The following is a 24363-nucleotide window of genomic DNA, read 5'->3' as shown; positions in this document are numbered from 1 at the left end:
GGATATCCCCTGAGTTTGAAAGCCGGATGAGGCTAAAACAAACGGCCATTGTACCGGTCAAGCGATCAGTTATCCACATGTGGAAACATTATGATCCATGGCAAAACAGCCATTTAGCGACCAAAAAGCCACGCGCGGACCGTGAATAAGCTCTGTGGATAACCAACCCTGAGGGCTATGCACAACCCTGGCCTGAAATCTGTTGATAAGTCACCTGTGCATAACATGACTTTTCATCCACAGGCTGTACTCAGGCGTGGCACAAGCACAGCACGGGTTGTGGACAACGTTTCAGGACGCTGGATGACGCGTGATCATGGGCCTCCAGAAGGTTATCCACAGATCTTTATCCACCTAAGATCTATAAGTTATTCAGAAAAGCTTTTTATATGTCTCTTCTTTTTTTTACTTTTGACATCCGTTTGGCTTACCGACCCGGCACCGCCCACCCGATCGCTCAAAGCACCTTCCATAAGGAAAGGCTGGTTGGAAATTGACCTATTGGCTTGCTTTCTCTAGAATCGCCGATCTCTTAAAAAGGGGGCCATTCCGGCCCGTTGTCGACAAACCAGGTAACACGCCATGAAACGTACTTTCCAACCAAGCACCATCAAGCGCGCTCGCACCCACGGCTTCCGTGCCCGTATGGCTACCAAGAACGGCCGTGCTGTTCTGTCGCGTCGTCGTGCCAAAGGCCGTAAGCGTCTGGCCATTTGATCTTTCGGCAAAGGTGGTGAGTCAGGACTTCAGTCGGGAAAAGCGACTGCTTACACCCCGGCATTTCAAAGCGGTCTTCGACTCCCCAACCGGCAAGGTTCCAGGGAAAAACCTGCTGATCCTTGCTCGCGAGAACGGTCTCGATCATCCACGCCTTGGCTTGGTGATCGGCAAGAAGAGCGTCAAGCTTGCCGTTCAACGCAATCGCCTCAAGCGCTTGATGCGCGATTCCTTCCGTCTGCACCAGCAAATGCTCGCTGGCCTGGACATAGTGATCGTAGCGCGCAAGGGATTGGGTGAGATAGAAAACCCGGAATTGCACCAACACTTTGGCAAGCTCTGGAAACGCCTGGCGCGCAGCCGGCCCACTCCAGCGGCTAACGCCGATTCCGCAGGGGTAGACAGTCAAGATGCGTAAACTGGTACTCGTTCCGATCCAGTTTTACCGTTATGCCATCAGTCCTCTGATGGCCAGCCACTGTCGTTTTTACCCCAGTTGCTCCTGTTATGCGTTAGAAGCCATTGAAACCCATGGCGTCTTGCGTGGCGGGTGGCTGACCGTTCGTCGCCTGGGGCGTTGTCATCCGTGGAACGACGGCGGTTTCGATCCCGTTCCCCCCGCTCCTTCCTCCCGAACTTCTTCGATAGCCGAGTAATCATGGATATTAAACGCACGATCCTGATCGCCGCCCTGGCAATCGTGTCCTACGTCATGGTCCTGAAGTGGAACGATGACTACGGCCAGGCTGCCTTGCCGACTCAGAATACTGCTGCCAGCACCGTTGCTCCGGGCCTGCCCGATGGCGTACCGGCCGCTAACAACGGCGCCAGCGCCGATGTACCGAGCGCCAACGCCGAGTCGAACGCTGCCGAACTGGCACCCGTTGCACTCAGCAAGGATCTGATCCGGGTCAAGACCGATGTCCTGGAACTGGCTATCGATCCAGTCGGCGGTGACATCGTCCAGCTGAACCTGCCGAAGTACCCACGCCGCCAGGACCATCCGGACATTCCGTTCCAGCTGTTCGACAACGGCGGCGAGCGCCTGTACCTGGCCCAAAGCGGCCTGACCGGTACCAATGGTCCGGATGCCCGCAGCACCGGCCGTCCACTGTACGCCGCCGAGCAGAAGGCCTACCAACTGGCTGATGGCCAGCAACAATTGGTAGTCGACCTGAAGTTCAGCGACAACGGTGTGAACTACATCAAGCGCTTCAGCTTCAAACGCGGTGAGTACGACCTGACCGTCAGCTACCTGATCGACAACCAGAGCGGCCAGGCCTGGAGCGGCAACATGTTTGCCCAGCTCAAGCGTGACGCCAGTGGTGATCCGTCCTCGAGCACCGCCACCGGTACCGCCACCTACCTGGGTGCTGCCCTGTGGACAGCTGGCGAGCCGTACAAGAAAGTGTCGATGAAGGACATCGACAAAGGTAGTTTGAAAGAAAATGTGTCTGGTGGCTGGGTTGCCTGGCTGCAGCACTACTTCGTGACTGCCTGGATCCCTGCCAAGTCGGACAACAACGTCGTCCAGACCCGCAAAGACAGCCAGGGCAACTACATCATCGGTTATACCGGCCCGGCCATCAGCGTACCTGCTGGCGGCAAGGTCGAAACCAGCGCCATGCTGTACGCCGGCCCGAAGATCCAGTCCAAGCTCAAGGAACTGTCCCCAGGCCTGGAACTGACTGTCGATTACGGCTTCCTGTGGTTCATCGCCCAGCCGATCTTCTGGTTGCTGCAACATATCCACAGCCTGCTGGGTAACTGGGGCTGGTCGATCATTGTGCTGACCATGCTCATCAAAGGCTTGTTCTTCCCACTGTCGGCCGCCAGCTACCGTTCGATGGCGCGCATGCGTGCCGTGGCGCCGAAGCTTGCCGCACTGAAGGAACGCTTCGGTGACGATCGCCAGAAGATGTCCCAGGCGATGATGGAGCTGTACAAGAAAGAGAAGATCAACCCGCTGGGCGGATGCTTGCCGATCCTGGTACAGATGCCGGTGTTCCTGGCCCTGTACTGGGTGTTGCTGGAAAGCGTCGAGATGCGCCAGGCGCCATGGATGCTGTGGATCACTGACCTGTCGATCAAGGACCCGTTCTTCATCCTGCCGATCATCATGGGCGCGACCATGTTCATCCAGCAGCGCCTGAACCCGACGCCGCCGGATCCAATGCAGGCCAAGGTGATGAAAATGATGCCGATCATCTTCACCTTCTTCTTCCTGTGGTTCCCAGCCGGCCTGGTGCTGTACTGGGTTGTGAACAACTGCCTGTCGATTTCGCAGCAGTGGTACATCACCCGCCGTATTGAAGCAGCCACCAAAAAAGCTGCTGCTTGACGGGCTACTGCGCTAGCCTGTGAATAAAAACGCCCCCTCGGGGGCGTTTTTGCTATCTGTCGTTTTTGTCGTAGAGGCTTTCGAGCATGAACACTGTGCGTGAAACCATCGCTGCCATCGCAACCGCACAAGGACGCGGAGGGGTGGGCATCGTCAGGCTGTCCGGGCCACTGGCGGCCAAGGCTGGCCAGCTCATCACCGGCCGCACACTGACGCCGCGCCATGCCCACTACGGGCCATTCCGCGACCAGGAAGGGCTGGTACTGGATGAAGGCATTGCGCTGTTCTTCCCCGGCCCTAACTCGTTCACCGGTGAGGACGTACTCGAGTTGCAGGGGCATGGTGGCCCGGTGGTACTGGACATGCTCTTGCAACGCTGTGTGCAGGTGGGTTGCCGCTTGGCCCGGCCGGGTGAGTTCAGTGAGCGGGCGTTCCTCAACGACAAGCTCGACCTGGCACAGGCCGAAGCGATTGCCGACCTGATCGAAGCCAGTTCCAGCCAGGCAGCACGCAACGCCCTGCGATCGCTGCAAGGCGAATTCTCCAAACGTGTGCATAGCTTGACTGAAGCACTGATCGCGCTGCGGATCTATGTCGAGGCCGCGATCGACTTCCCAGAGGAAGAGATCGACTTCCTTGCCGATGGCCACGTCCTGTCGATGCTCGACGCAGTGCGTGGCGAGTTGTCCACAGTACAGCGTGAGGCGGGGCAGGGTGCGCTGCTTCGTGACGGCATGACGGTGGTGATCGCCGGCAGACCCAATGCAGGTAAATCGAGCCTGTTGAATCAACTGGCCGGCCGTGAAGCGGCAATCGTCACCGACATCGCGGGGACCACGCGGGATATCCTGCGTGAACATATCCACATCGATGGCATGCCGCTGCACGTCGTCGATACGGCCGGTTTGCGCACTACCGACGACCATGTGGAAAAGATTGGCGTCGAGCGCGCGCTCAAGGCCATCGGGGAGGCCGATAGGGTGTTGCTGGTGGTCGACTCCACCGCCCCTGAGGCCAGTGATCCGTTCGCCTTGTGGCCGGAGTTTCTTGATCAACGGCCTGATCCGGGCAAGGTCACGCTGATTCGTAACAAAGCCGATCTCAGTGGCGAACCTGTAGCGCTGGAGCAGTGCGATGACGGTCATGTAACCATCACCCTGAGCGCCAAAGGTTCCGATCACGGCCTGCAGCTGCTACGGGACCACCTGAAAGCCTGCATGGGTTATGAACAGACTGCAGAGAGTGGCTTCAGCGCACGCCGGCGCCACCTCGATGCCCTGCGCCAGGCCAGTGCTCATCTGGAGCACGGTCGTGCGCAGTTGACCTTGGCCGGGGCCGGTGAGTTATTGGCTGAGGACCTGCGCCAGGCACAGCATGCGCTGGGTGAGATCACGGGTGCGTTCAGTTCGGATGACCTGCTGGGGCGGATCTTCTCGAGTTTCTGCATCGGTAAGTAGCTTTTCAACCACACCTTTCATGAGGCCGCTCTCCTTGGAGCGGCTTTTTTTTGCCCGAGATTTGATCAGCGGGCCTTAGGGACATGGATGGGAAATGCAGATTTTCAATCAACAGCCTGAAAAACACAGGCATGAGCCCTGTGGAAAAGTCGCCTTCAGCTCCGTTGATAACCCTGCTTTTTTTCTGAGGACAATCTGCCCTGTGGGTAAATAGGCATTTCATCCACAGGCTAAATCGGCTTATCCATAGCCCTCATGGTACTTCAGCCACAGGGTTCAATTTTGCTCTACACAGCGAATCTATGGGCCTGCATAACGTTATCCACAGATAGGTGCGTGCATAAGAATAAACATAAAAACAAAGCTTTTTTAAATTTCTTCTCTCTAGTTTCTGTTATCCGCCATTCATCCACAGCCTGGTCAAAATTTGCGCAAAAGGTTTCTTTAGGGGGGGTGAAGTCCCTATACTTGTCCGCTTACCTTCTCTATTCGCAAAAACAGGCACGAGGTGCGTGGTGGATTTCCCTTCCCGTTTTGAAGTGATCGTCATCGGCGGCGGCCATGCCGGTACCGAGGCTGCGCTTGCGTCTGCACGCATGGGTGTAAAAACCCTGCTGCTGACCCATAACGTGGAAACCCTCGGTCACATGAGCTGCAACCCAGCCATCGGTGGCATTGGCAAAAGCCATCTGGTCAAAGAGATCGATGCGCTCGGCGGTGCCATGGCACTGGCCACTGACAAGAGCGGCATTCAGTTCCGCGTGTTGAACAACCGCAAGGGCCCGGCTGTTCGCGCCACGCGTGCACAGGCCGACCGCGCCATCTACAAGGCTGTGGTTCGCGAAATCCTGGAAAACCAGCCGAATCTGTGGATATTCCAGCAGTCCTGTGACGACCTGATCGTCGAGCAAGACCAAGTCAAAGGCGTGGTTACGCAAATGGGCGTGCGGTTCTTCGCCGATTCCGTGGTGCTCACTACCGGTACTTTCCTGGGTGGCCTTATCCACATCGGCCTGCAGAATCATTCCGGCGGCCGCGCTGGTGATCCACCTTCGATCGCCTTGGCCCACCGCATGCGTGAACTACCGCTGCGCGTCGGTCGACTGAAAACCGGCACGCCTCCGCGCATCGATGGTCGTTCGGTGGACTTTTCGGTGATGACCGAGCAGCCGGGTGACACACCAATCCCGGTCATGTCGTTCATGGGCAATGCCGCGATGCACCCACGTCAGGTCAGCTGCTGGATTACCCATACCAATGCGCGGACCCACGAAATCATCGCTTCGAACCTCGACCGTTCGCCGATGTACTCGGGTGTCATCGAAGGTGTCGGCCCACGTTACTGCCCGTCGATCGAGGACAAGATCCATCGCTTTGCCGACAAGGAAAGCCATCAGGTGTTCATCGAGCCGGAAGGGCTGAACACCCACGAGCTGTACCCCAACGGTATCTCCACTTCTCTGCCGTTCGACGTGCAGCTGGAGCTGGTACGCTCGATTCGCGGCATGGAAAACGCGCACATCGTGCGCCCAGGCTACGCCATCGAGTACGACTACTTCGACCCGCGTGATCTCAAGTACAGCCTCGAAACCAAGGTGATCGGCGGCCTGTTCTTCGCTGGCCAGATCAACGGCACCACTGGTTACGAAGAAGCCGGCGCCCAGGGCCTGTTGGCCGGTACCAATGCCGCGCTGCGCGCGCAGGGCCGCGAAAGCTGGTGCCCGCGCCGTGACGAGGCCTACATCGGGGTGCTGGTCGACGACCTGATTACCCTGGGTACCCAAGAGCCGTACCGCATGTTCACCTCGCGGGCCGAATACCGCCTGATCCTGCGAGAAGACAACGCCGACCTGCGCCTGACCGAGAAAGGCCGTGAGCTTGGCTTGATCGACGACGAGCGCTGGGCTGCGTTCTGTGCCAAGCGTGATGGCATCGAGCGTGAGGAACAACGCTTGAAAACGACCTGGGTCCGTCCGAATACCCCACAGGGCCAGGCCGTTGTGGATAAGTTCGGTACTCCGCTGAGCCACGAATACAGCCTGCTCAACCTGCTTGCGCGACCAGAGGTGGATTACGCTGGGCTGATCGAAGCGACCGGCGGCGAACAAATCGATCCACAGGTTGCCGAACAGGTCGAAATCAAGACCAAATACGCCGGTTACATCGATCGCCAACAGGATGAGATCGCTCGCCTGCGCGCCAGCGAGGACACCCGCCTGCCTGTGGATATCGACTACACCTCGATTTCCGGCCTGTCCAAGGAAATCCAGGGCAAGCTCGGCCAGACCCGCCCGCAGACGCTCGGCCAGGCTTCGCGCATCCCTGGCGTGACACCAGCGGCCATTTCCCTGTTGTTGATTCATCTGAAAAAACGCGGCGCTGGCCGCGAATTGGAGCAAAGCGCTTGAGTTCCCTGGTCACCCCGCAACACGCTGAAGAGTTGTCCACAGGTGCACGCCAGCTTGGTGTCGAGCTGAGCGCCGAGCAGCACGAACGGCTGCTTGGCTACCTGGCCCTGTTGATCAAATGGAACAAGGCCTACAACCTGACCGCCGTGCGCGACCCGGACGAGATGGTTTCGCGGCATCTGCTGGACAGCCTCAGCGTCATGGGTTTTATCCACAGCGGTCGCGATACCTGGCTTGATGTCGGCAGCGGCGGTGGCATGCCAGGGATTCCATTGGCTATCCTGCATCCGCACAAACGCGTAACGGTGCTGGACGCCAATGGCAAGAAAACCCGCTTCCTCACCCAGGTGAAGATGGAGCTGAAACTGGACAACCTGACGGTTATCCACAGCCGGGTCGAGGCCTTCCAGCCAGCACAGCCGTTCAGCGGTATCATCTCTCGCGCCTTCAGCAGCATGGAGAACTTCACCAACTGGACCCGCCACTTGGGCGACACCGGGACGCAATGGCTTGCAATGAAGGGGCTGCATCCTGCCGATGAACTGGTAGCATTGCCCGCAGACTTCACAGTGGAAAGCGAGCAGGCCCTGACCGTTCCAGGTTGCCAGGGCCAGCGCCATCTGCTGATACTGCGCCGCAAGGCATGACTGGGAACACACGCAACAATGGCTAAGGTATTCGCAATCGCGAACCAGAAAGGTGGAGTGGGTAAAACCACCACCTGTATCAATCTCGCCGCATCGCTGGCTGCGACCAAGCGTCGTGTGCTGCTGATCGACCTCGATCCGCAGGGCAACGCCACCATGGGCAGCGGTGTGGACAAACACGAACTCGAACACTCGGTCTACGACCTGCTGATCGGGGAATGCGACCTTGCCCAGGCCATGCACTACTCCGAGCATGGTGGCTTCCAATTGCTGCCGGCCAACCGCGACCTGACTGCCGCGGAAGTGGTGCTGCTGGAAATGCAGGTCAAGGAGAGCCGCCTGCGCAATGCCTTGGCGCCGATCCGCGAGAATTACGACTTCATCCTCATCGATTGCCCCCCGTCGCTGTCGATGCTGACGCTCAATGCCTTGGTCGCCTCCGATGGCGTGATCATCCCCATGCAGTGTGAGTATTACGCACTGGAAGGCCTCAGCGATCTTGTGGATAACATCAAGCGTATCGCTGCCCGTCTGAACCCCGAGCTGAAGATCGAAGGGTTGCTGCGTACCATGTACGACCCGCGTCTGAGCCTGAACAACGATGTATCGGCGCAGCTCAAGGAGCACTTCGGCGAGCAGCTCTACGATACCGTCATTCCGCGCAACATCCGCTTGGCCGAGGCACCGAGTTTTGGCATGCCGGCGCTGGCCTACGACAAGCAATCGCGTGGCGCACTGGCCTATCTGGCCCTGGCCGGTGAACTGGTTCGCCGTCAACGCCGTCAATCACGCACTGCACAAACAACTTAAGGAATCCGCATGGCCGTTAAGAAACGAGGTCTCGGACGTGGGTTGGATGCACTGCTCAGTGGTCCTTCCGTCAGCGCGCTCGAAGAGCAGGCTGTCAAGATCGACCAGAAAGAACTGCAACACCTGCCGGTCGAGTTGATCCAGCGCGGTAAATACCAGCCGCGTCGTGACATGGATCCGCAGGCGCTGGAAGAACTGGCGCACTCGATTCGCACGCACGGCGTGATGCAGCCCATCGTGGTGCGCCCGATCGAGGGCAACCGCTACGAGATCATCGCGGGTGAGCGCCGCTGGCGTGCCACGCAGCAGGTCGGCCTGGACACCATCCCGGCGATGGTGCGCGAAGTGCCTGATGAAGCTGCCATCGCCATGGCCCTCATCGAGAACATCCAGCGAGAGGACCTCAACCCGTTGGAAGAGGCCCTGGCCCTGCAACGCCTGCAACAGGAGTTCGAGCTGACCCAGCAGCAGGTGGCCGATGCCGTCGGCAAGTCGCGGGTGACCGTGGCCAACCTGCTGCGCCTGATCTCGCTGCCTGAAGCGATCAAGACCATGCTTGCCCATGGTGATCTGGAGATGGGGCACGCACGTGCGCTGCTCGGTCTTGAGCAAGATCGCCAGGAAGAGGGGGCGCGTCATGTTGTCGCACGCGGGCTCACTGTGCGCCAAACTGAGGCACTGGTGCGCCAGTGGCTCAACGGCAAACCTGACCCGTTAGAGCCGAGCAAACCTGATCCGGATATCGAGCGCCTTGAACAGCGGCTTGCAGAGCGCCTGGGCTCCCCGGTGCAGATTCGTCACGGAAACAAGGGAAAAGGCCAGTTGGTTATTCGCTATAACTCGCTTGACGAGTTGCAGGGCGTCCTTGCTCACATCCGCTGAAACAATTCCAGTTGTAGCGCGCAGTCGGAAATCACTACCCAAGAGTTGAATAGGGGTTAATCCACCCCTATACTCTGCGCGCATTTTGTCGGCACAATTTATGCCAAGTCGTTACTGACTTGTTGGTCGACTTCGAGGAGCAGTTGTGATGGAAATACGCACGCCAAACCGCCTGCCTTTCCATCGCTGGGCGGTTTTTCCGGTACTGCTGGCTCAATGTGTAGTGCTTCTGCTGGCAACATTGGTGTTGTGGCAGTGGAAAGGGGCAGTCAGTGGATATTCAGGTCTCTGCGGAGGTTTGATTGCCTGGCTACCCAATATGTATTTCGCCTGGAAGGCTTTTCGCTTTAGCGGAGCCCGGGCGGCGCAGGCCATCGTCAAGTCGTTTTACGCAGGCGAGGCCGGCAAGATGATTTTGACGGCAGTGCTATTCGCACTGACCTTCGCAGGAGTGAAGCCACTGGCGCCGTTAGCAGTCTTCGGCGTCTTCGTGTTGACCCTTTTGGTCAGCTGGTTTGCGCCCCTGCTGATGAATAAAAGACTTTCGAGACCTTAGGGCGTTTGAGGCAACCATGGCAGCAGAAACCGCTTCGGGCTATATCCAGCACCACTTGCAGAACCTGACCTACGGTCAACTACCAGACGGCAGCTGGGGCTTCGCCCATTCGGCTGCAGAAGCCAAGGCAATGGGCTTCTGGGCGTTCCACCTGGACACCCTGGGTTGGTCCGTCGCGCTGGGTCTGATCTTCCTGTTCATCTTCCGCATGGCGGCGAAGAAGGCGACCTCCGGCCAGCCTGGCGGCCTGCAGAACTTCGTCGAAGTGATGGTCGATTTCGTCAACGGCAGCGTGAAGGACTCCTTCCACGGCCGTAGCCCGGTGATTGCGCCGCTGGCACTGACCATCTTCGTCTGGGTATTCCTGATGAACGCCGTCGACCTGGTACCGGTCGACTGGATTCCTCAGCTGGCCATCATGATCTCCGGTGATCCGCACATTCCGTTCCGCGCCGTGTCGACCACCGACCCGAACGCGACGCTGGCCATGGCCTTCTGCGTGTTCGCCCTGATCATCTTCTACAGCATCAAGGTCAAGGGCCTGGGCGGCTTCATCGGTGAGCTGACCCTGCACCCGTTCGGCAGCAAGAACATCTTCGTGCAGATCCTGCTGATTCCGGTCAACTTCCTGCTCGAATTCGTCACCCTGATCGCCAAGCCGATCTCGCTGGCGCTGCGACTGTTCGGCAACATGTACGCCGGTGAGCTGGTGTTCATCCTGATCGCCGTGATGTTCGGCTCCGGCCTGCTGTGGCTGAGCGGCCTGGGTGTGGTGCTGCAGTGGGCGTGGGCTGTGTTCCACATCCTGATCATCACCCTGCAAGCTTTCATCTTCATGATGCTCACCATCGTCTATCTGTCGATGGCTCACGAAGATAACCATTAAGACCGCCTGGCGTGTCTGATAGCCTTCCCCGCTCGTTTGGGGGGAGGGCTTTAAAAGTCCGCAAGGGCAGCTGTTCCAAACGATTTGTTTTACCGCTTCAAACTAAAAACCTAACCAATACGACGTAAAAGTCGGGAGGAAAGATGGAAACTGTAGTTGGTCTGACCGCTATCGCTGTTGCTCTGCTGATCGGCCTGGGTGCTCTGGGTACCGCCATTGGTTTCGGCCTGCTGGGCGGCAAATTCCTGGAAGGTGCTGCTCGTCAGCCTGAGATGGTTCCGATGCTGCAGGTCAAAATGTTCATCGTTGCCGGTCTGCTCGACGCCGTAACCATGATCGGTGTTGGTATCGCTCTGTTCTTCACCTTCGCGAATCCGTTCGTTGGTCAGATCGCCGGCTAATCACTCGTATTCACGAGTTGATGGCTGTATGAATTAAGACCGAGCGAGGTGTTGGCGTGAACATTAATGCAACCCTGATTGGCCAATCCGTTGCTTTCCTGATTTTTGTACTCTTCTGCATGAAGTATGTATGGCCTCCGGTCATCACTGCTCTGCAAGAGCGTCAAAAGAAGATTGCCGACGGCTTGGACGCTGCCAACCGCGCAGCTCGCGACCTGGAGCTGGCCCAAGAGAAAGCGGGTCAGCAACTGCGTGAAGCTAAAGCACAGGCAGCCGAAATCATTGAGCAAAGCAAGAAACGCGCTGCTCAGCTTGTCGAGGAAGCCCGTGACCAGGCCCGCGTCGAAGCTGACCGTGTGAAGGCTCAGGCTCTGGCCGAGATCGAGCAGGAACTGAACAGTGCCAAAGACGCCCTGCGTGCCCAAGTGGGTGCCCTGGCCGTTGGCGGTGCTGAAAAGATCCTTGGCGCCACAATCGATCAAAACGCGCATGCGGAGCTGGTTAACAAACTGGCCGCTGAAATTTAAGCGAGGGCGATCATGGCAGAACTGACCACGTTGGCCCGACCTTACGCTAAGGCTGCCTTCGAGCATGCCCAGGCCCATCAGCAACTGGCCAATTGGTCAGCCATGCTCGGCCTGGCTGCTGCGGTGTCGCAAGACGACACCATGCAGCGCCTGCTCAAGGCCCCGCGACTGACGAGCGCAGAAAAGGCCGCCACGTTCATTGACGTGTGCGGTGACAAGTTCAATGCACAGGCACAGAATTTCATTCGTGTTGCCGCGGAAAACGACCGTCTCCTGCTTCTGCCGGAGATTGCAGCTCTGTTCGACCTGTACAAGGCCGAGCAAGAGAAATCCGTGGACGTGGAAGTCACCAGTGCTTTTGCGTTGAACCAAGAACAGCAAGACAAACTCGCCAAGGTTCTCAGTGCACGGTTAGGCCAGGAAGTGCGCCTGCACGCGTCGGAGGATGCCAGCCTGATTGGTGGCGTCGTCATCCGCGCTGGTGACCTGGTAATCGATGGCTCTGTTCGCGGCAAAATCGCGAAACTGGCCGAAGCCTTGAAATCTTGAGTTTGAAGGGGCAGCAGAGCAATGCAGCAACTCAATCCTTCCGAAATTAGTGAAATCATCAAGGGCCGCATCGACAACCTCGATGTGAGCTCCCAAGCCCGTAACGAAGGTACCGTCGTTTCGGTTTCCGACGGTATCGTGCGGATCCACGGTCTGGCCGACGTCATGTACGGCGAAATGATCGAGTTCCCTGGCGGCGTCTACGGTATGGCCCTGAACCTGGAGCAAGACTCCGTAGGTGCAGTGGTCCTGGGTGCCTATGACACCCTCGCCGAAGGCATGAGCGCCAAGTGCACCGGCCGCATCCTGGAAGTTCCGGTTGGTAAGGAACTGCTGGGTCGCGTCGTCGACGCACTGGGCAACCCGATCGACGGCAAAGGTCCTCTGGGCAACACCGAGACCGACGCGGTCGAGAAAGTGGCTCCAGGCGTGATCTGGCGTAAGTCGGTAGACCAGCCTGTACAGACTGGCTACAAGTCCGTCGACGCCATGATCCCGGTCGGCCGTGGCCAGCGTGAGCTGATCATCGGTGACCGTCAGATCGGTAAGACCGCCATGGCCATCGATGCCATCATCAACCAGAAAGACTCCGGTATTTTCTGCGTTTATGTTGCTGTCGGCCAGAAGCGTTCCACCGTTGCCAACATCGTTCGCAAGCTGGAAGAAAACGGCGCCCTGGCCAACACCATCGTGGTGGTTGCCAGTGCTTCGGAATCCGCCGCACTGCAATTCCTGGCGCCATACGCCGGTTGCACCATGGGCGAGTTCTTCCGTGACCGCGGCGAAGACGCACTGATCGTTTACGATGACCTGTCCAAGCAGGCTGTTGCCTACCGTCAGATCTCCCTGCTGCTGCGCCGTCCACCAGGACGTGAAGCGTACCCAGGCGACGTGTTCTATCTCCACTCCCGTCTGCTGGAGCGTGCATCGCGCGTTTCGGAAGAGTACGTCGAGAAGTTCACCAACGGTGCTGTAACTGGCAAAACCGGTTCCCTGACCGCGCTGCCGATCATCGAAACCCAGGCTGGCGACGTTTCCGCGTTCGTTCCGACCAACGTGATTTCCATCACCGACGGTCAGATCTTCCTGGAATCGGCCATGTTCAACTCGGGCATCCGCCCTGCAGTGAACGCCGGTGTTTCGGTATCCCGCGTAGGTGGTGCCGCTCAGACCAAGATCATCAAGAAGCTCTCCGGTGGTATCCGTACCGCTCTGGCTCAGTACCGTGAACTGGCGGCATTCGCCCAGTTCGCTTCTGACCTGGACGAAGCCACCCGTAAGCAGCTCGAGCACGGTCAACGTGTTACCGAGCTGATGAAGCAGAAGCAATACGCTCCGATGTCCATCGCGGACATGGCGCTGTCGCTGTATGCCGCTGAGCGTGGGTTCCTGACCGACGTTGAAATCGCCAAGATCGGTAGCTTCGAACAAGCGCTGATTGCCTACTTCAACCGTGATCACGCCGAACTGATGGCCAAGATCAATGTGAAGGGTGACTTCAACGACGAAATCGACGCTGGTATCAAAGCCGGTATCGAGAAGTTCAAGGCCACCCAAACCTGGTAAGCCGCGGCGGGGGCTTTGGCCCCCGCTTGCTAACCTGATAGGTGATACATGGCAGGCGCAAAAGAGATTCGCAGTAAGATTGCGAGCATCAAAAGCACGCAAAAGATTACCAGCGCCATGGAAAAAGTGGCGGTCAGCAAAATGCGCAAGGCTCAAATGCGCATGGCTGCTAGCCGTCCTTATGCGGAGCGTATCCGCCAGGTGATCGGTCATCTGGCCAACGCCAACCCGGAGTACCGCCACCCCTTCATGATCGAGCGCCCTGTAAAGCGTGCCGGTTATATCGTGGTGAGCAGTGACCGTGGTCTGTGCGGTGGCTTGAACACCAACCTGTTCAAGGCCTTGGTCAAGGACATGAACGTCAACCGCGAACAGGGCGTGGAAATCGACCTGTGCGTGATCGGTAGCAAAGGTGCGACTTTCTTCCGCATCTTTGGCGGCAACGTCGTAGCAGCGATCAGCCACCTGGGCGAAGAGCCATCGATCAATGATCTGATCGGCTCCGTCAAAGTGATGCTGGACGCCTACCTGGACGGCCGTATCGATCGCCTCTCCGTGGTGTCGAACAAGTTCGTCAATACCATGACCCAAACTCCGACGGTCGAGCAGTTGGTACCGTTGGTGGCAACCCCGGATCAGGAACTCAAGCACCACTGGGATTACCTGTACGAACCCGACGCCAAAGAGCTGCTGGACGGCTTGATGGTGCGTTACGTGGAGTCGCAGGTGTACCAGGCGGTGGTCGAGAACAACGCTGCTGAACAAGCAGCCCGGATGATCGCCATGAAGAACGCCACAGACAACGCCGGTGACCTGATCAGCGAACTCCAGCTGATCTACAACAAGGCGCGTCAGGCTGCGATCACCCAGGAGATCTCGGAAATCGTCGGCGGCGCTGCCGCGGTTTAACGGTTCAAATATTCAGAGGATCCAGCTATGAGTAGCGGACGTATCGTGCAAATCATCGGCGCCGTCATCGACGTGGAATTCCCACGTGACGGCGTACCGAGTGTTTACAACGCGCTGAAAGTGGAAGGCGCGGAAACCACTCTGGAAGTTCAGCAGCAGCTGGGCGACGGCGTGGTTCGTACTATTGCGATGGGCTCGACCGAAGGCTTGAAGCGCGGTCTGAACGTCATCGACAGCGGCGCGGCCATTTCCGTCCCGGTCGGTAAAGCGACCCTGGGCCGTATCATGGACGTGCTCGGCAACCCGATCGACGAAGCTGGCCCGATCGGCGAAGAAGAGCGTTGGGGCATTCACCGCGACGCACCTTCCTTCGCTGACCAGGCAGGCGGCAACGACCTGCTGGAAACCGGCATCAAGGTTATCGACCTGGTTTGCCCGTTCGCCAAGGGTGGTAAGGTTGGTCTGTTCGGTGGTGCCGGCGTCGGCAAGACCGTAAACATGATGGAACTGATCCGTAACATCGCCATCGAGCACAGCGGTTATTCCGTGTTCGCTGGTGTGGGTGAGCGTACTCGTGAGGGTAACGACTTCTACCACGAGATGAAGGACTCCAACGTTCTCGACAAAGTAGCCTTGGTCTACGGTCAGATGAACGAGCCACCAGGAAACCGTCTGCGCGTAGCGCTGACCGGCCTGACCATGGCTGAGAAGTTCCGTGACGAAGGTAACGACGTTCTGCTGTTCGTCGACAACATCTATCGTTACACCCTGGCCGGTACCGAAGTATCCGCACTGCTGGGCCGTATGCCTTCGGCAGTAGGTTACCAGCCGACCCTGGCTGAAGAGATGGGCGTTCTGCAAGAGCGCATCACCTCCACCAAGGAAGGTTCGATCACCTCGATCCAGGCCGTATACGTACCTGCGGACGACTTGACCGACCCGTCGCCAGCGACCACCTTCGCCCACTTGGACGCCACCGTCGTTCTGTCCCGTGACATCGCCTCCCTGGGTATCTACCCAGCGGTCGACCCACTGGACTCGACTTCGCGCCAGCTGGACCCGAACGTCATCGGCAACGAGCACTACGAAACCGCTCGCGGTGTTCAGTACGTGCTGCAGCGTTACAAAGAGCTGAAGGACATCATTGCGATCCTGGGTATGGACGAACTGTCCGAATCCGACAAGCAGCTGGTATCCCGCGCTCGTAAGATTCAGCGCTTCCTGTCCCAGCCGTTCTTCGTGGCAGAAGTCTTCACTGGTTCCCCAGGTAAATACGTTTCCCTGAAAGACACCATTGCTGGCTTCAGCGGCATCCTCAAAGGTGACTACGACCACCTGCCAGAACAAGCGTTCTACATGGTCGGCAGCATCGAAGAAGCCGTCGAGAAAGCCAAGAAACTGTAATCCCGGCGCCCCGAGAGGGGCGCTAATCAGGTTGAGGCAAGCAGATGGCTATGACAGTCCATTGCGATATCGTCAGCGCGGAAGGAGAGATTTTCTCCGGTCTGGTCGAGATGGTGGTTGCGCACGGTAACCTGGGTGATCTTGGTATCGCTCCAGGCCACGCGCCGCTGATCACCAATCTGAAGCCAGGTCCGATCACGCTGACCAAGCAGGGTGGCGCCCAAGAGGTGTATTACATCTCTGGTGGTTTCCTCGAGGTTCAGCCGAACATGGTCAAGGTGCTTGCCGATACCGTGCAACGTGCTACAGACCTGGATGAAGCTCAGGCACAGGAAGCCCTCAAGGCTGCCGAGAATGCCCTGAGTCTGAAAGGCGCGGACTTCGATTACGGCGCCGCCGCCGCACGTCTGGCCGAGGCCGCAGCTCAGCTGCGTACCGTCCAGCAAATGCGCAAAGGCAAGTAATCGGCCCCGGCTGATCACTGCTGTTGCGATTGAGTAAAAGGGTAGCCTCGGCTACCCTTTTTCTTTTTCCGAATTCCCCTCTCGGTCATTTTTCTGACCGCCCAGGATTGGTAGCCAGTCAATGTCACTCGATATCGTTATTCTCGCCGCCGGCCAAGGTACCCGCATGCGCTCGGCGCTGCCCAAGGTGCTGCATCCGGTGGCCGGCAACTCCATGCTCGGTCATGTTATCCACAGCGCACGGCAGCTTGAGCCTCAAGGCATTCACGTAGTGATTGGCCATGGTGCGGAGCAGGTGCGTGAGCGCCTGGCAGCCGACGATCTGAATTTCGTTATGCAGGACAAGCAACTGGGTACCGGGCATGCCGTTGCCCAAGCCCTGCCGGCGATCACAGCCGACACGGTACTGGTGTTGTATGGGGACGTACCGCTGATTGAAGTGGAAACCCTGCAACGCCTGCTGGCCAAGGCCACAGACCAGCAGCTGGGCTTGCTCACCGTTAACTTGCAAGACCCGACCGGTTACGGGCGCATTGTGCGTGATGCCCAAGGCAAGGTGACTGCGATCGTCGAGCACAAGGACGCCAGCGATGCGCAGAAAGCGATCAAAGAAGGCAATACCGGTATTCTGGCCCTGCCAGCCGCTCGTCTTGCCGACTGGATGGGACGGTTGTCGAACAACAACGCCCAAGGCGAATACTACCTGACCGACGTCATCGCCATGGCGGTCGCTGATGGCCTCGTGGTGGCTACCGAGCAACCGCACGACCCCATGGAAGTGCAAGGTGCCAACGACCGGCGCCAGCTGTCCGAACTCGAGCGTCACTATCAATTGCGCGAAGGCCGTCGACTGATGGCCCAGGGTGTGACCCTGCGTGACCCGGCTCGCTTTGACGTGCGTGGTGAAGTGACCGTTGGCCGCGATGTGCTGATCGACATCAACGTCATCCTCGAAGGCAAGGTCGTGATCGAGGACGATGTTCAGATTGGCCCTAACTGCGTGATCAAGGACAGCACCCTGCGCAAAGGCGTGGTGGTCAAGGCCAACAGCCATATCGAAGGCGCCGTGATGGGCGAGGGTAGCGATGCCGGTCCGTTCGCGCGTCTGCGCCCAGGCAGCGTGCTGGATGCCAAGGCCCATGTGGGTAACTTTGTCGAGCTTAAGAATGCCCACCTGGGTGAAGGCGCCAAGGCGGGTCATTTGAGCTATCTGGGTGATGCCGAGATCGGTGCACGTACCAATATCGGAGCCGGCACCATCACGTGCAACTACGATGGCGCCAACAAGTTCAAGACCGTGATGGGCGAGGATGTATTCATCGGCTCGAACAACTCGTTGGTTGCGCCTGTGGATATCAAGGCGGGGGCCACGACCGCGGCGGGTTCGACGATTACCCAGACCGTCGAGGCTGGCCAACTTGCCGTGGGACGTGCGCGTCAACGCAACATCGATGGCTGGAAGCGGCCGGAGAAGATCAAGAAGAGCTGATTATCCACAGCTGTTTTGATCGAAAGCCGACTTATGTGGATAAGTCGGCTTTTTTTTGGCTGCATAAATGACATCAGAGGGGCATGCCGGGGCGCGGTGATCGGCGCTCGACAACCAAGGCCGCAATCATTTATCCACAAGCCAGTATTTTTTCGGATTGGCAGCCTTGACGAATTATCTTCGATAGGTTTTGATTGCAATCATTATCTTTCGAATCGAAACTTAAGCGCCCATGTCGAAACGAAACACCCCCCAGCGCCGTCACAACATCCTGGCCATGCTCAGTGAGCAAGGCGAGGTTAGTGTGGATGCATTGGCCAAGCGCTTTGAAACCTCGGAAGTCACTATTCGCAAGGACCTCGCTGCCCTTGAGGCCAATGGCTTGCTGCTGCGTCGCTACGGCGGCGCGGTACCGGTTCCGCAAGAAATGCTTGGTGAAACTGCGCAGCCGGTGTCGGCTTATAAGAAAGCCATCGCCCGCGCTGCTGTCGGTCGTATTCGTGAACACGCTCGGATCATCATCGACAGTGGCAGTACCACCGCCGCGATGATCCCGGAGCTCGGTCGCCAGCCAGGCCTGGTGGTGATGACCAACTCGTTGAACGTGGCCCGCGCCATCAGCGAGCTTGAGCATGAACCGGTGCTGCTGATGACCGGCGGCACCTGGGACCCGCATTCCGAGTCTTTCCAGGGCCAGGTCGCCGAGCAGGTCCTGCGCTCATACGATTTCGACCAGTTGTTCATCGGCGCCGATGGCATCGACCTCAACCGCGGTACCACGACGTTCAATGAACTGCTGGGCCTGAGCCGAGTCATGGCCGAGGTGGCCCGCGAGGTGATCGTGATGGTCGAATCGGACAAGGTCGGGCGCAAGATCCCTAATCTTGAACTGCCTTGGGGCAGTGTCAGCACCCTCATTACAGACGAACGCCTGCCAGCTGTGGCACGCGAACAGATTCAAGCCCGCGGCGTCAACCTGATCTGCGCCGCGATCAGCCAGGAGAAATAATCATGTGTGGAATCGTTGGCGCCGTCGCCGAACGCAACATCACCGCCATTCTCATCGAGGGCCTGAAGCGGCTTGAGTACCGCGGGTACGATAGCGCTGGCCTTGCTGTTTATACCCAGCAGGGTGAACTGCAGCGCCGACGCCGCATCGGCAAAGTGGCTGAACTGGAAGCTGCCAACACTGCCGACCCGTTGATCGGCCAGTTGGGCATTGCACACACCCGTTGGGCCACCCACGGGGCACCGACCGAAGGCAATGCCCACCCGCATTTCTCGGGTGAAGATGTGGCGGTGGTACACAACGGTATCATCGAGAACCATGAAGAGCTGCGCGAGGAGCTCAAAGGCCTGGGTTATGTGTTCAATTCGCAAACCGATACCGAGGTCATCGTCCACCTGATCCACCACACCCTCAAGGCCATCCCGGACCTGGCGGACGCACTGAAGTCTGCGGTCAAGCGCCTGCATGGGGCCTATGGCCTGGCACTGATCAGCGTGAAACAACCTGATCGCCTGGTTGCTGCGCGCAGTGGCAGCCCCTTGGTAATAGGCCTCGGCCATGGTGAGAATTTCCTGGCGTCCGACCAGTTGGCGCTGCGCCAGGTCACTGACCGCTTCATGTACCTGGAAGAGGGCGACATCGCCGAAATCCGCCGTGACCAGGTGAAGGTCTGGGACCAGGCCGGCAACGCGGTACAGCGCGAAACCGTGCAGTATCACGAAGGCGCCGAAGCCGCCGACAAAGGCGCATACCGCCACTTCATGCTCAAGGAGATTCACGAGCAGCCAAGCGTGGTTCAGCGTACGCTGGAAGGCCGCCTGGGCAAGGACCATGTGCTGGTCCAGGCCTTTGGCCCACAGGCCGCGGAGCTGTTCGCCAAGGTGCGTAACGTGCAGATCGTAGCCTGTGGTACCAGCTACCATGCCGGTATGGTTGCCCGTTATTGGCTGGAAAGCCTGGCCGGTATCCCTTGCCAGGTCGAAGTCGCCAGTGAGTTCCGCTACCGCAAGGTGGTGGTCCAGCCGGACACCCTGTTCGTTTCGATTTCCCAATCTGGCGAAACTGCCGACACCCTCGCGGCCCTGCGTAATGCCAAGGAACTGGGCTTCCTCGGCAGCCTGGCCATCTGCAACGTGGGTATCAGCTCGCTGGTACGCGAATCCGACCTGACCCTGCTGACACTGGCCGGCCCGGAAATCGGCGTGGCATCGACCAAGGCGTTCACGACCCAGCTGGTATCGCTGATGCTGCTGACCCTGGCCCTGGGCCAGGTGCGTGGCACCCTCGAGGCTGGTGTGGAAGCGGAGCTGGTCGAAGAGCTGCGTCGCCTGCCGGCACGCCTGGGCGAAGCCCTGGCCATGGACCACACCGTCGAAAAGATCGCCGAGCTGTTCGCCGACAAGCACCACACGCTGTTCCTGGGCCGAGGTGCGCAGTACCCGGTAGCGATGGAGGGTGCGCTCAAGCTCAAAGAGATTTCCTACATCCACGCCGAAGCGTACCCGGCAGGTGAGCTCAAGCATGGCCCGCTGGCGCTTGTGGATAACGACATGCCGGTGGTGACTGTGGCGCCGAACAACGAGCTGCTGGAGAAACTCAAATCGAACCTGCAGGAAGTCCGCGCCCGGGGTGGTGAGCTGGTGGTGTTCGCCGATGAGCACGCCGGTATGAGCAACGGCGAAGGTACTCATGTGATCAAGGTGCCGCACATCGCTGACGCACTGGCACCGATCCTGTACACCATCCCGCTGCAGTTGCTGTCGTATTACGTGGCGGTGCTCAAGGGTACGGATGTCGACCAACCGCGTAACCTGGCTAAGTCGGTGACGGTGGAATGAGGGCGGCAGCGACCGGCCATCGTTAGATTTAGGGAATTAAACCTGTCGCACGGGAATTAAAACTGTCGCAGGTAACCCTGTTCGGGACCAATCCGGGTTGGAATTACGCCTCAGAATGTAGTTGACACGCGTGTCACCCCGTATAGGCTTGTAGTCGAGGACTGCAACTGCGCATCCGTTGGGACTGGGTACCAGCAAGGCCCCCCCGCAATTTCGGCAGCAGAGAATGCTGGTTTCTCTGAAGTAGTGACGACGGGCATAGCCGGTCGGATTCTGAACCCAAGGTCGCAAGGCTGGGAGTTAAAGGATCGCTGCGACTACTCCTCGAACCTTTCGAAAAGGCACCTTTGGGTGCCTTTTTTACACCTGATATTTCGCATTGGTTGCTCGACCGCAACCTTTGAACGATGACGCGGGATCAGTCGCTGAGGGGCCAACCCATCCATGCTGTTGCGTATCCAACCTGATGAATCTCTGCGCTCATATGTTGACCGCAATTTGCTCGTGAATTTTATGGATTGGAGGGTAGACAGGTTACGCTGGCTTGCTGAAGGGGAGATTACTCACCAAGCAGTTAAGGTGATCGCCTCAACGATGGGTTGGGAAGGATGCTATGGCTTCAACCGCCTGCTGCACGAACACACCCAATTGCCCCTTCAGTTTGTTATCAGGGATACCCGAGATGTCAGTTATTCTCGAACGGCGTATCTCAAACCCCGAACGGCGATTACTAATTCCGACTCGCACGCCTACTGCCCGGAATGCGTTAGGCAGGACGTGAAGGATTTGGGCTTTTCCTACTGGCGACGAAATTTCCCTGATCATGTGAGCGTGTGTGCCACGCACAATGTGGTGCTGCTGTCCACTTGCCCATATTGCGACCAACCTTTCTCATCAAAAGGCCACAATCTCGATGTGATGTGGAGAAAGTGTTCTGGGAGACACCTCGGTGACGCAGAGAGCGTAATGAACTTGGATGAAGATGCTCTCAAACATGCTCGCTTCGTAGAAGCACTATGCGCTTATGAATTCTCTATTTCAATCCATTCTGCAGTGGCCATTCTCTCCGATAAGTTGCGCAGCCTCAAGAAACTGACGAAGCGGATGAAATCTGAGCGGAAAGCCATGATTGATTTTCTCGATCGGATTTCAATTAATTTGGAAGAAAAAGGCTTCGATAGTCCTGTTATAAATTCGGAATTTCTTCCCGAAGAAATTTTGAAGATCGTGGTTTATGCCTATGAGACTTTCGATAGGTTTGTAGTTGATTTGTACGAGCATGATAAGGATTTGATTCCTATTGAGTCTCTATGGCGTAATTATGGGAATGGTAGGTATGCGACCACTTGTCGGGAATAGCTGACTGAGCGTCGCTGCACTTGCATGTTAAGTCTTGGTCGATTGGGTAACACTTTCTAATAGCTTTCGTGCTTCTGGGTAGCGATTTCTTTTTTCTAGGCACCTATGCAGAGTCGGCACCAACGCGAAAATATGATCAGCTCTAACAGGCAGGTTCGTCGCCGAAGTTTTCCATCTTTGAATACTCAATTCAATTGATTCGCATAGTTGCCGGTCGCGTGCACTCCAATCAATTTTTTGATTGTTGCCTACGCGACCACTTGGCATCCGTTTTGTTTGAGCCATCAACCAAACATTATCGTTCCGGTATAGCCATTGATAGACCTTGGGGAGCATTAATCTCAGGATTTTCGGACTGGCGTTTGGATTCATGCCGATGGCGCTCACCCACGCCGCACGATGATCGTGTAGGGATAGATTCCTGCGCTGAGTTGTCCAAGCAGCCATCATGTGAGGATCAGCTCTTAGGATCCTGTTTATCGTAGAAACCGAAACGCCATATCGTTCCGCTATGGAATTTTTCTCCACTCCATTGCGCAAGCAACCCAAGATTTGGTCTCGAAGCTCGGGTTTCAGCTTTTTAGGCTTCAGTTTTTTAAAGACTCTGTCCCTGATTTCCTGACTTTTAAATTGGTTTGCTGGTTTATCGTCTACTGCTCGTCTTCCGTGGTCTGGAGAATGTTTATCCTGATCACCTGCAGACTGAAATCTATTTAACGCACCCAAGAATGGCCCAAACTCGCCGAATATATAAGTGATCATAATCAGATGTTTGAGCGGATGGGAGTTAACGCGCGGTGTACGGATCAGACTCTGTATAAAAGTTTTAGCTTTCTGTGGAGTGGTCGGAAGCGAGGCCAATGGAAGATACGGTTGCAGTTGTGAAGCGAACGAAGCTAGGTCTGCTTCGGCATCAAAGCAAGCTTCTGTATTTACGGAGAGGTGACGAATAGCTTCGTTATAAGCAGCCGTGACATCCTCTGGACGAAACTGCACAGAGATGCCTAGCTTGGCTAATTCAATCACTGAGTGTCCTAAGCGCTTGAGGATTTGCACGACTGTCGGGCATACAGGCTGCTCTGCAACGCTCGCTATTAGGTCCTCGGCAGGTAATACCCAGTGTGCAGAGTCCGACCATTGCCGGTTGGCCGAGCAAATCCCGACTAGAGTTCCGTGCTTAGGGCATAGCGTGACGCCTGGATACTGATGGGACAGGTGCCAGTAGGCCACCCCATGCTTGATACGGTCTTCCCTTAAACATTCGAGGCATGCTTTCAATGGATGCTCTGCACCAAAGCGGCCGGTCACCAGACCCAAGCGATATTTTAAGGTACCTAAAGAATTGTTTGAAACTGTATCAAAGATGTCTTCAATTCTTTCCTTGGATTGAAAAGGAAAAAACAAAGGTAATATCGTATGTTCTGTAATGATGTTAAATGGGCTGCCCCATACTTCTTTGGCTTTTTGCGGCAAAGAGTTTAGTTTGCTAGGAAAGTCATGCTGTATACTCCTTGATCCCTCACCAAATAACCATGCAGTAGTGCTAGCTTTAGTAACTTGGCACATGAAACGATGCTGACGACAACAAACGCTGAAAAAAGTCTCATCCGGTAACCATCGAACGATAGGGACAGAGGCATTTGCAGTATCAGCCATTTTGCTCACCTAACGCTTGCCGTTTTCAATATTTTATTTGGTTGGAGCTATTTCTTTAAACTATTTGTTGAGATAAGCGACTGGCGATATATACCCGTTTATGAGTGTGAGGCGCACGTTGCTCTAGATAATGACCCGAGCTGGACAATTTTGACGCCAGTTCCGACTCAGAGAGGGATGACTTTTCAGTTGTCACCCTGTTAACCACGGCGGTAACATACCCTGCTAAGCGAAGCGCTTTAAAATGTACACACGGACACGTGTGTACTCAGCGCCATCCATTGCAGATGCAGATGCAGATGCAGATGTCAGACTAACTGCGCTCTAGATTCTTAACACGTATCAATAATAAGGAAGTATTGAATGAAATCTGACTAGTTGATTAACGCCAGAGGTCAGATAGACAAAGGCCCAAGTGCGACCTTGGGCCTCTGTGGATAAGTCAGAATTTAGCGACCTGACCTTTCCATTGTCTATTCCGAACATGC

Annotated in this window: 23 protein-coding genes; 22 read left to right on the top strand and 1 reads right to left on the bottom strand. The window is 57.0% G+C overall.

Features of this window, described 5'->3' with window-relative positions:
- Positions 1 to 582 precede the first annotated feature (582 nt).
- From rpmH to OSW16_RS26810, 22 genes are all read left to right on the top strand, one after another.
- Positions 583 to 717 carry a 50S ribosomal protein L34 gene (gene rpmH / locus OSW16_RS26915; protein WP_003253163.1) on the top strand — a complete coding sequence of 45 codons (135 nt, stop codon included), beginning with the start codon at positions 583 to 585 and terminating at the stop codon, positions 715 to 717.
- Between the two features lie 13 nt (positions 718 to 730).
- The gene (gene rnpA / locus OSW16_RS26910; RefSeq protein ID WP_080516507.1) at positions 731 to 1135 is read left to right on the top strand and encodes a ribonuclease P protein component; all 405 of its coding nucleotides are present in this window, start codon (positions 731 to 733) and stop codon (positions 1133 to 1135) included.
- Positions 1128 to 1373: a membrane protein insertion efficiency factor YidD gene (gene yidD / locus OSW16_RS26905; RefSeq protein WP_241806864.1), complete on the top strand. Its 246-nt coding sequence runs from the start codon at positions 1128 to 1130 to the stop codon at positions 1371 to 1373. Before rnpA ends, yidD begins: the two co-directional genes overlap by 8 nt.
- A 2-nt stretch (positions 1374 to 1375) precedes the next feature.
- Positions 1376 to 3058 (top strand): membrane protein insertase YidC, encoded by a 1683-nt coding sequence (gene yidC, locus OSW16_RS26900; protein ID WP_241806863.1) that lies wholly within the window; start codon positions 1376 to 1378, stop codon positions 3056 to 3058.
- An 86-nt stretch (positions 3059 to 3144) separates the two neighbouring features.
- Entirely contained in the window at positions 3145 to 4515 is a 1371-nt protein-coding gene (gene mnmE, locus OSW16_RS26895) for a tRNA uridine-5-carboxymethylaminomethyl(34) synthesis GTPase MnmE (RefSeq protein ID WP_267819823.1), read from the top strand.
- Positions 4516 to 5030: 515 nt separating this feature from the next.
- Positions 5031 to 6923, top strand: coding sequence for a tRNA uridine-5-carboxymethylaminomethyl(34) synthesis enzyme MnmG (mnmG, locus tag OSW16_RS26890; protein ID WP_241806861.1), 1893 nt, complete (start codon positions 5031 to 5033; stop codon positions 6921 to 6923).
- Positions 6920 to 7570 carry a 16S rRNA (guanine(527)-N(7))-methyltransferase RsmG gene (rsmG, locus tag OSW16_RS26885; RefSeq protein WP_267819820.1) on the top strand — a complete coding sequence of 217 codons (651 nt, stop codon included), beginning with the start codon at positions 6920 to 6922 and terminating at the stop codon, positions 7568 to 7570. Before mnmG ends, rsmG begins: the two co-directional genes overlap by 4 nt.
- Positions 7571 to 7588: 18 nt before the next feature.
- Complete coding sequence (locus tag OSW16_RS26880; RefSeq protein ID WP_012316952.1) at positions 7589 to 8380, top strand: ParA family protein; 792 nt, start codon at positions 7589 to 7591, stop codon at positions 8378 to 8380.
- A 9-nt stretch (positions 8381 to 8389) separates the two neighbouring features.
- Entirely contained in the window at positions 8390 to 9262 is an 873-nt protein-coding gene (locus OSW16_RS26875; protein ID WP_267819818.1) for a ParB/RepB/Spo0J family partition protein, read from the top strand.
- A gap of 148 nt (positions 9263 to 9410) precedes the next feature.
- A complete protein-coding gene (locus OSW16_RS26870) occupies positions 9411 to 9818 on the top strand; it encodes a F0F1 ATP synthase subunit I (RefSeq protein ID WP_241806858.1) in 408 nt (135 codons plus the stop codon).
- A gap of 16 nt (positions 9819 to 9834) precedes the next feature.
- Positions 9835 to 10704 (top strand): F0F1 ATP synthase subunit A, encoded by an 870-nt coding sequence (atpB, locus tag OSW16_RS26865; protein WP_241806857.1) that lies wholly within the window; start codon positions 9835 to 9837, stop codon positions 10702 to 10704.
- A 143-nt stretch (positions 10705 to 10847) separates the two neighbouring features.
- Positions 10848 to 11105 carry a F0F1 ATP synthase subunit C gene (gene atpE / locus OSW16_RS26860; RefSeq protein ID WP_003097235.1) on the top strand — a complete coding sequence of 86 codons (258 nt, stop codon included), beginning with the start codon at positions 10848 to 10850 and terminating at the stop codon, positions 11103 to 11105.
- A 56-nt stretch (positions 11106 to 11161) separates the two neighbouring features.
- Positions 11162 to 11632, top strand: coding sequence for a F0F1 ATP synthase subunit B (locus tag OSW16_RS26855; protein ID WP_003260032.1), 471 nt, complete (start codon positions 11162 to 11164; stop codon positions 11630 to 11632).
- Positions 11633 to 11644: 12 nt separating this feature from the next.
- Complete coding sequence (locus OSW16_RS26850) at positions 11645 to 12181, top strand: F0F1 ATP synthase subunit delta (RefSeq protein ID WP_039605254.1); 537 nt, start codon at positions 11645 to 11647, stop codon at positions 12179 to 12181.
- Between the two features lie 21 nt (positions 12182 to 12202).
- A complete protein-coding gene (gene atpA / locus OSW16_RS26845) occupies positions 12203 to 13747 on the top strand; it encodes a F0F1 ATP synthase subunit alpha (protein ID WP_012316948.1) in 1545 nt (514 codons plus the stop codon).
- Between the two features lie 48 nt (positions 13748 to 13795).
- On the top strand, positions 13796 to 14656 hold the full coding sequence (gene atpG / locus OSW16_RS26840; protein ID WP_012316947.1) for a F0F1 ATP synthase subunit gamma: 861 nt from the start codon (positions 13796 to 13798) through the stop codon (positions 14654 to 14656).
- A gap of 27 nt (positions 14657 to 14683) precedes the next feature.
- Entirely contained in the window at positions 14684 to 16060 is a 1377-nt protein-coding gene (atpD, locus tag OSW16_RS26835) for a F0F1 ATP synthase subunit beta (RefSeq protein WP_012316946.1), read from the top strand.
- A 44-nt stretch (positions 16061 to 16104) separates the two neighbouring features.
- A complete protein-coding gene (locus OSW16_RS26830) occupies positions 16105 to 16524 on the top strand; it encodes a F0F1 ATP synthase subunit epsilon (protein ID WP_012316945.1) in 420 nt (139 codons plus the stop codon).
- 121 nt (positions 16525 to 16645) lie between these two features.
- On the top strand, positions 16646 to 18013 hold the full coding sequence (gene glmU, locus OSW16_RS26825) for a bifunctional UDP-N-acetylglucosamine diphosphorylase/glucosamine-1-phosphate N-acetyltransferase GlmU (RefSeq protein ID WP_267819785.1): 1368 nt from the start codon (positions 16646 to 16648) through the stop codon (positions 18011 to 18013).
- 232 nt (positions 18014 to 18245) lie between these two features.
- Positions 18246 to 19022 (top strand): DeoR/GlpR family DNA-binding transcription regulator, encoded by a 777-nt coding sequence (locus OSW16_RS26820; protein WP_241806852.1) that lies wholly within the window; start codon positions 18246 to 18248, stop codon positions 19020 to 19022.
- Between the two features lie 2 nt (positions 19023 to 19024).
- Complete coding sequence (gene glmS / locus OSW16_RS26815) at positions 19025 to 20860, top strand: glutamine--fructose-6-phosphate transaminase (isomerizing) (RefSeq protein ID WP_267819783.1); 1836 nt, start codon at positions 19025 to 19027, stop codon at positions 20858 to 20860.
- A 444-nt stretch (positions 20861 to 21304) separates the two neighbouring features.
- Positions 21305 to 22219: a TniQ family protein gene (locus tag OSW16_RS26810; protein ID WP_267819782.1), complete on the top strand. Its 915-nt coding sequence runs from the start codon at positions 21305 to 21307 to the stop codon at positions 22217 to 22219.
- Positions 22220 to 22246: 27 nt separating this feature from the next.
- Here the strand turns inward: OSW16_RS26810 and OSW16_RS26805 are convergent, their stop codons facing one another.
- A complete protein-coding gene (locus OSW16_RS26805; RefSeq protein WP_267819780.1) occupies positions 22247 to 23875 on the bottom strand; it encodes a TnsD family Tn7-like transposition protein in 1629 nt (542 codons plus the stop codon).
- Between the last annotated feature and the right edge of the window lie 488 nt (positions 23876 to 24363).

Source organism: Pseudomonas putida, from assembly GCF_026625125.1.
GTDB classification, from domain to species: Bacteria; Pseudomonadota; Gammaproteobacteria; order Pseudomonadales; family Pseudomonadaceae; genus Aquipseudomonas; species Aquipseudomonas putida_X.
The sequence above is the reverse complement of the archived record's forward strand: the minus strand, read 5'-3'. Positions and strand labels throughout refer to the sequence as shown.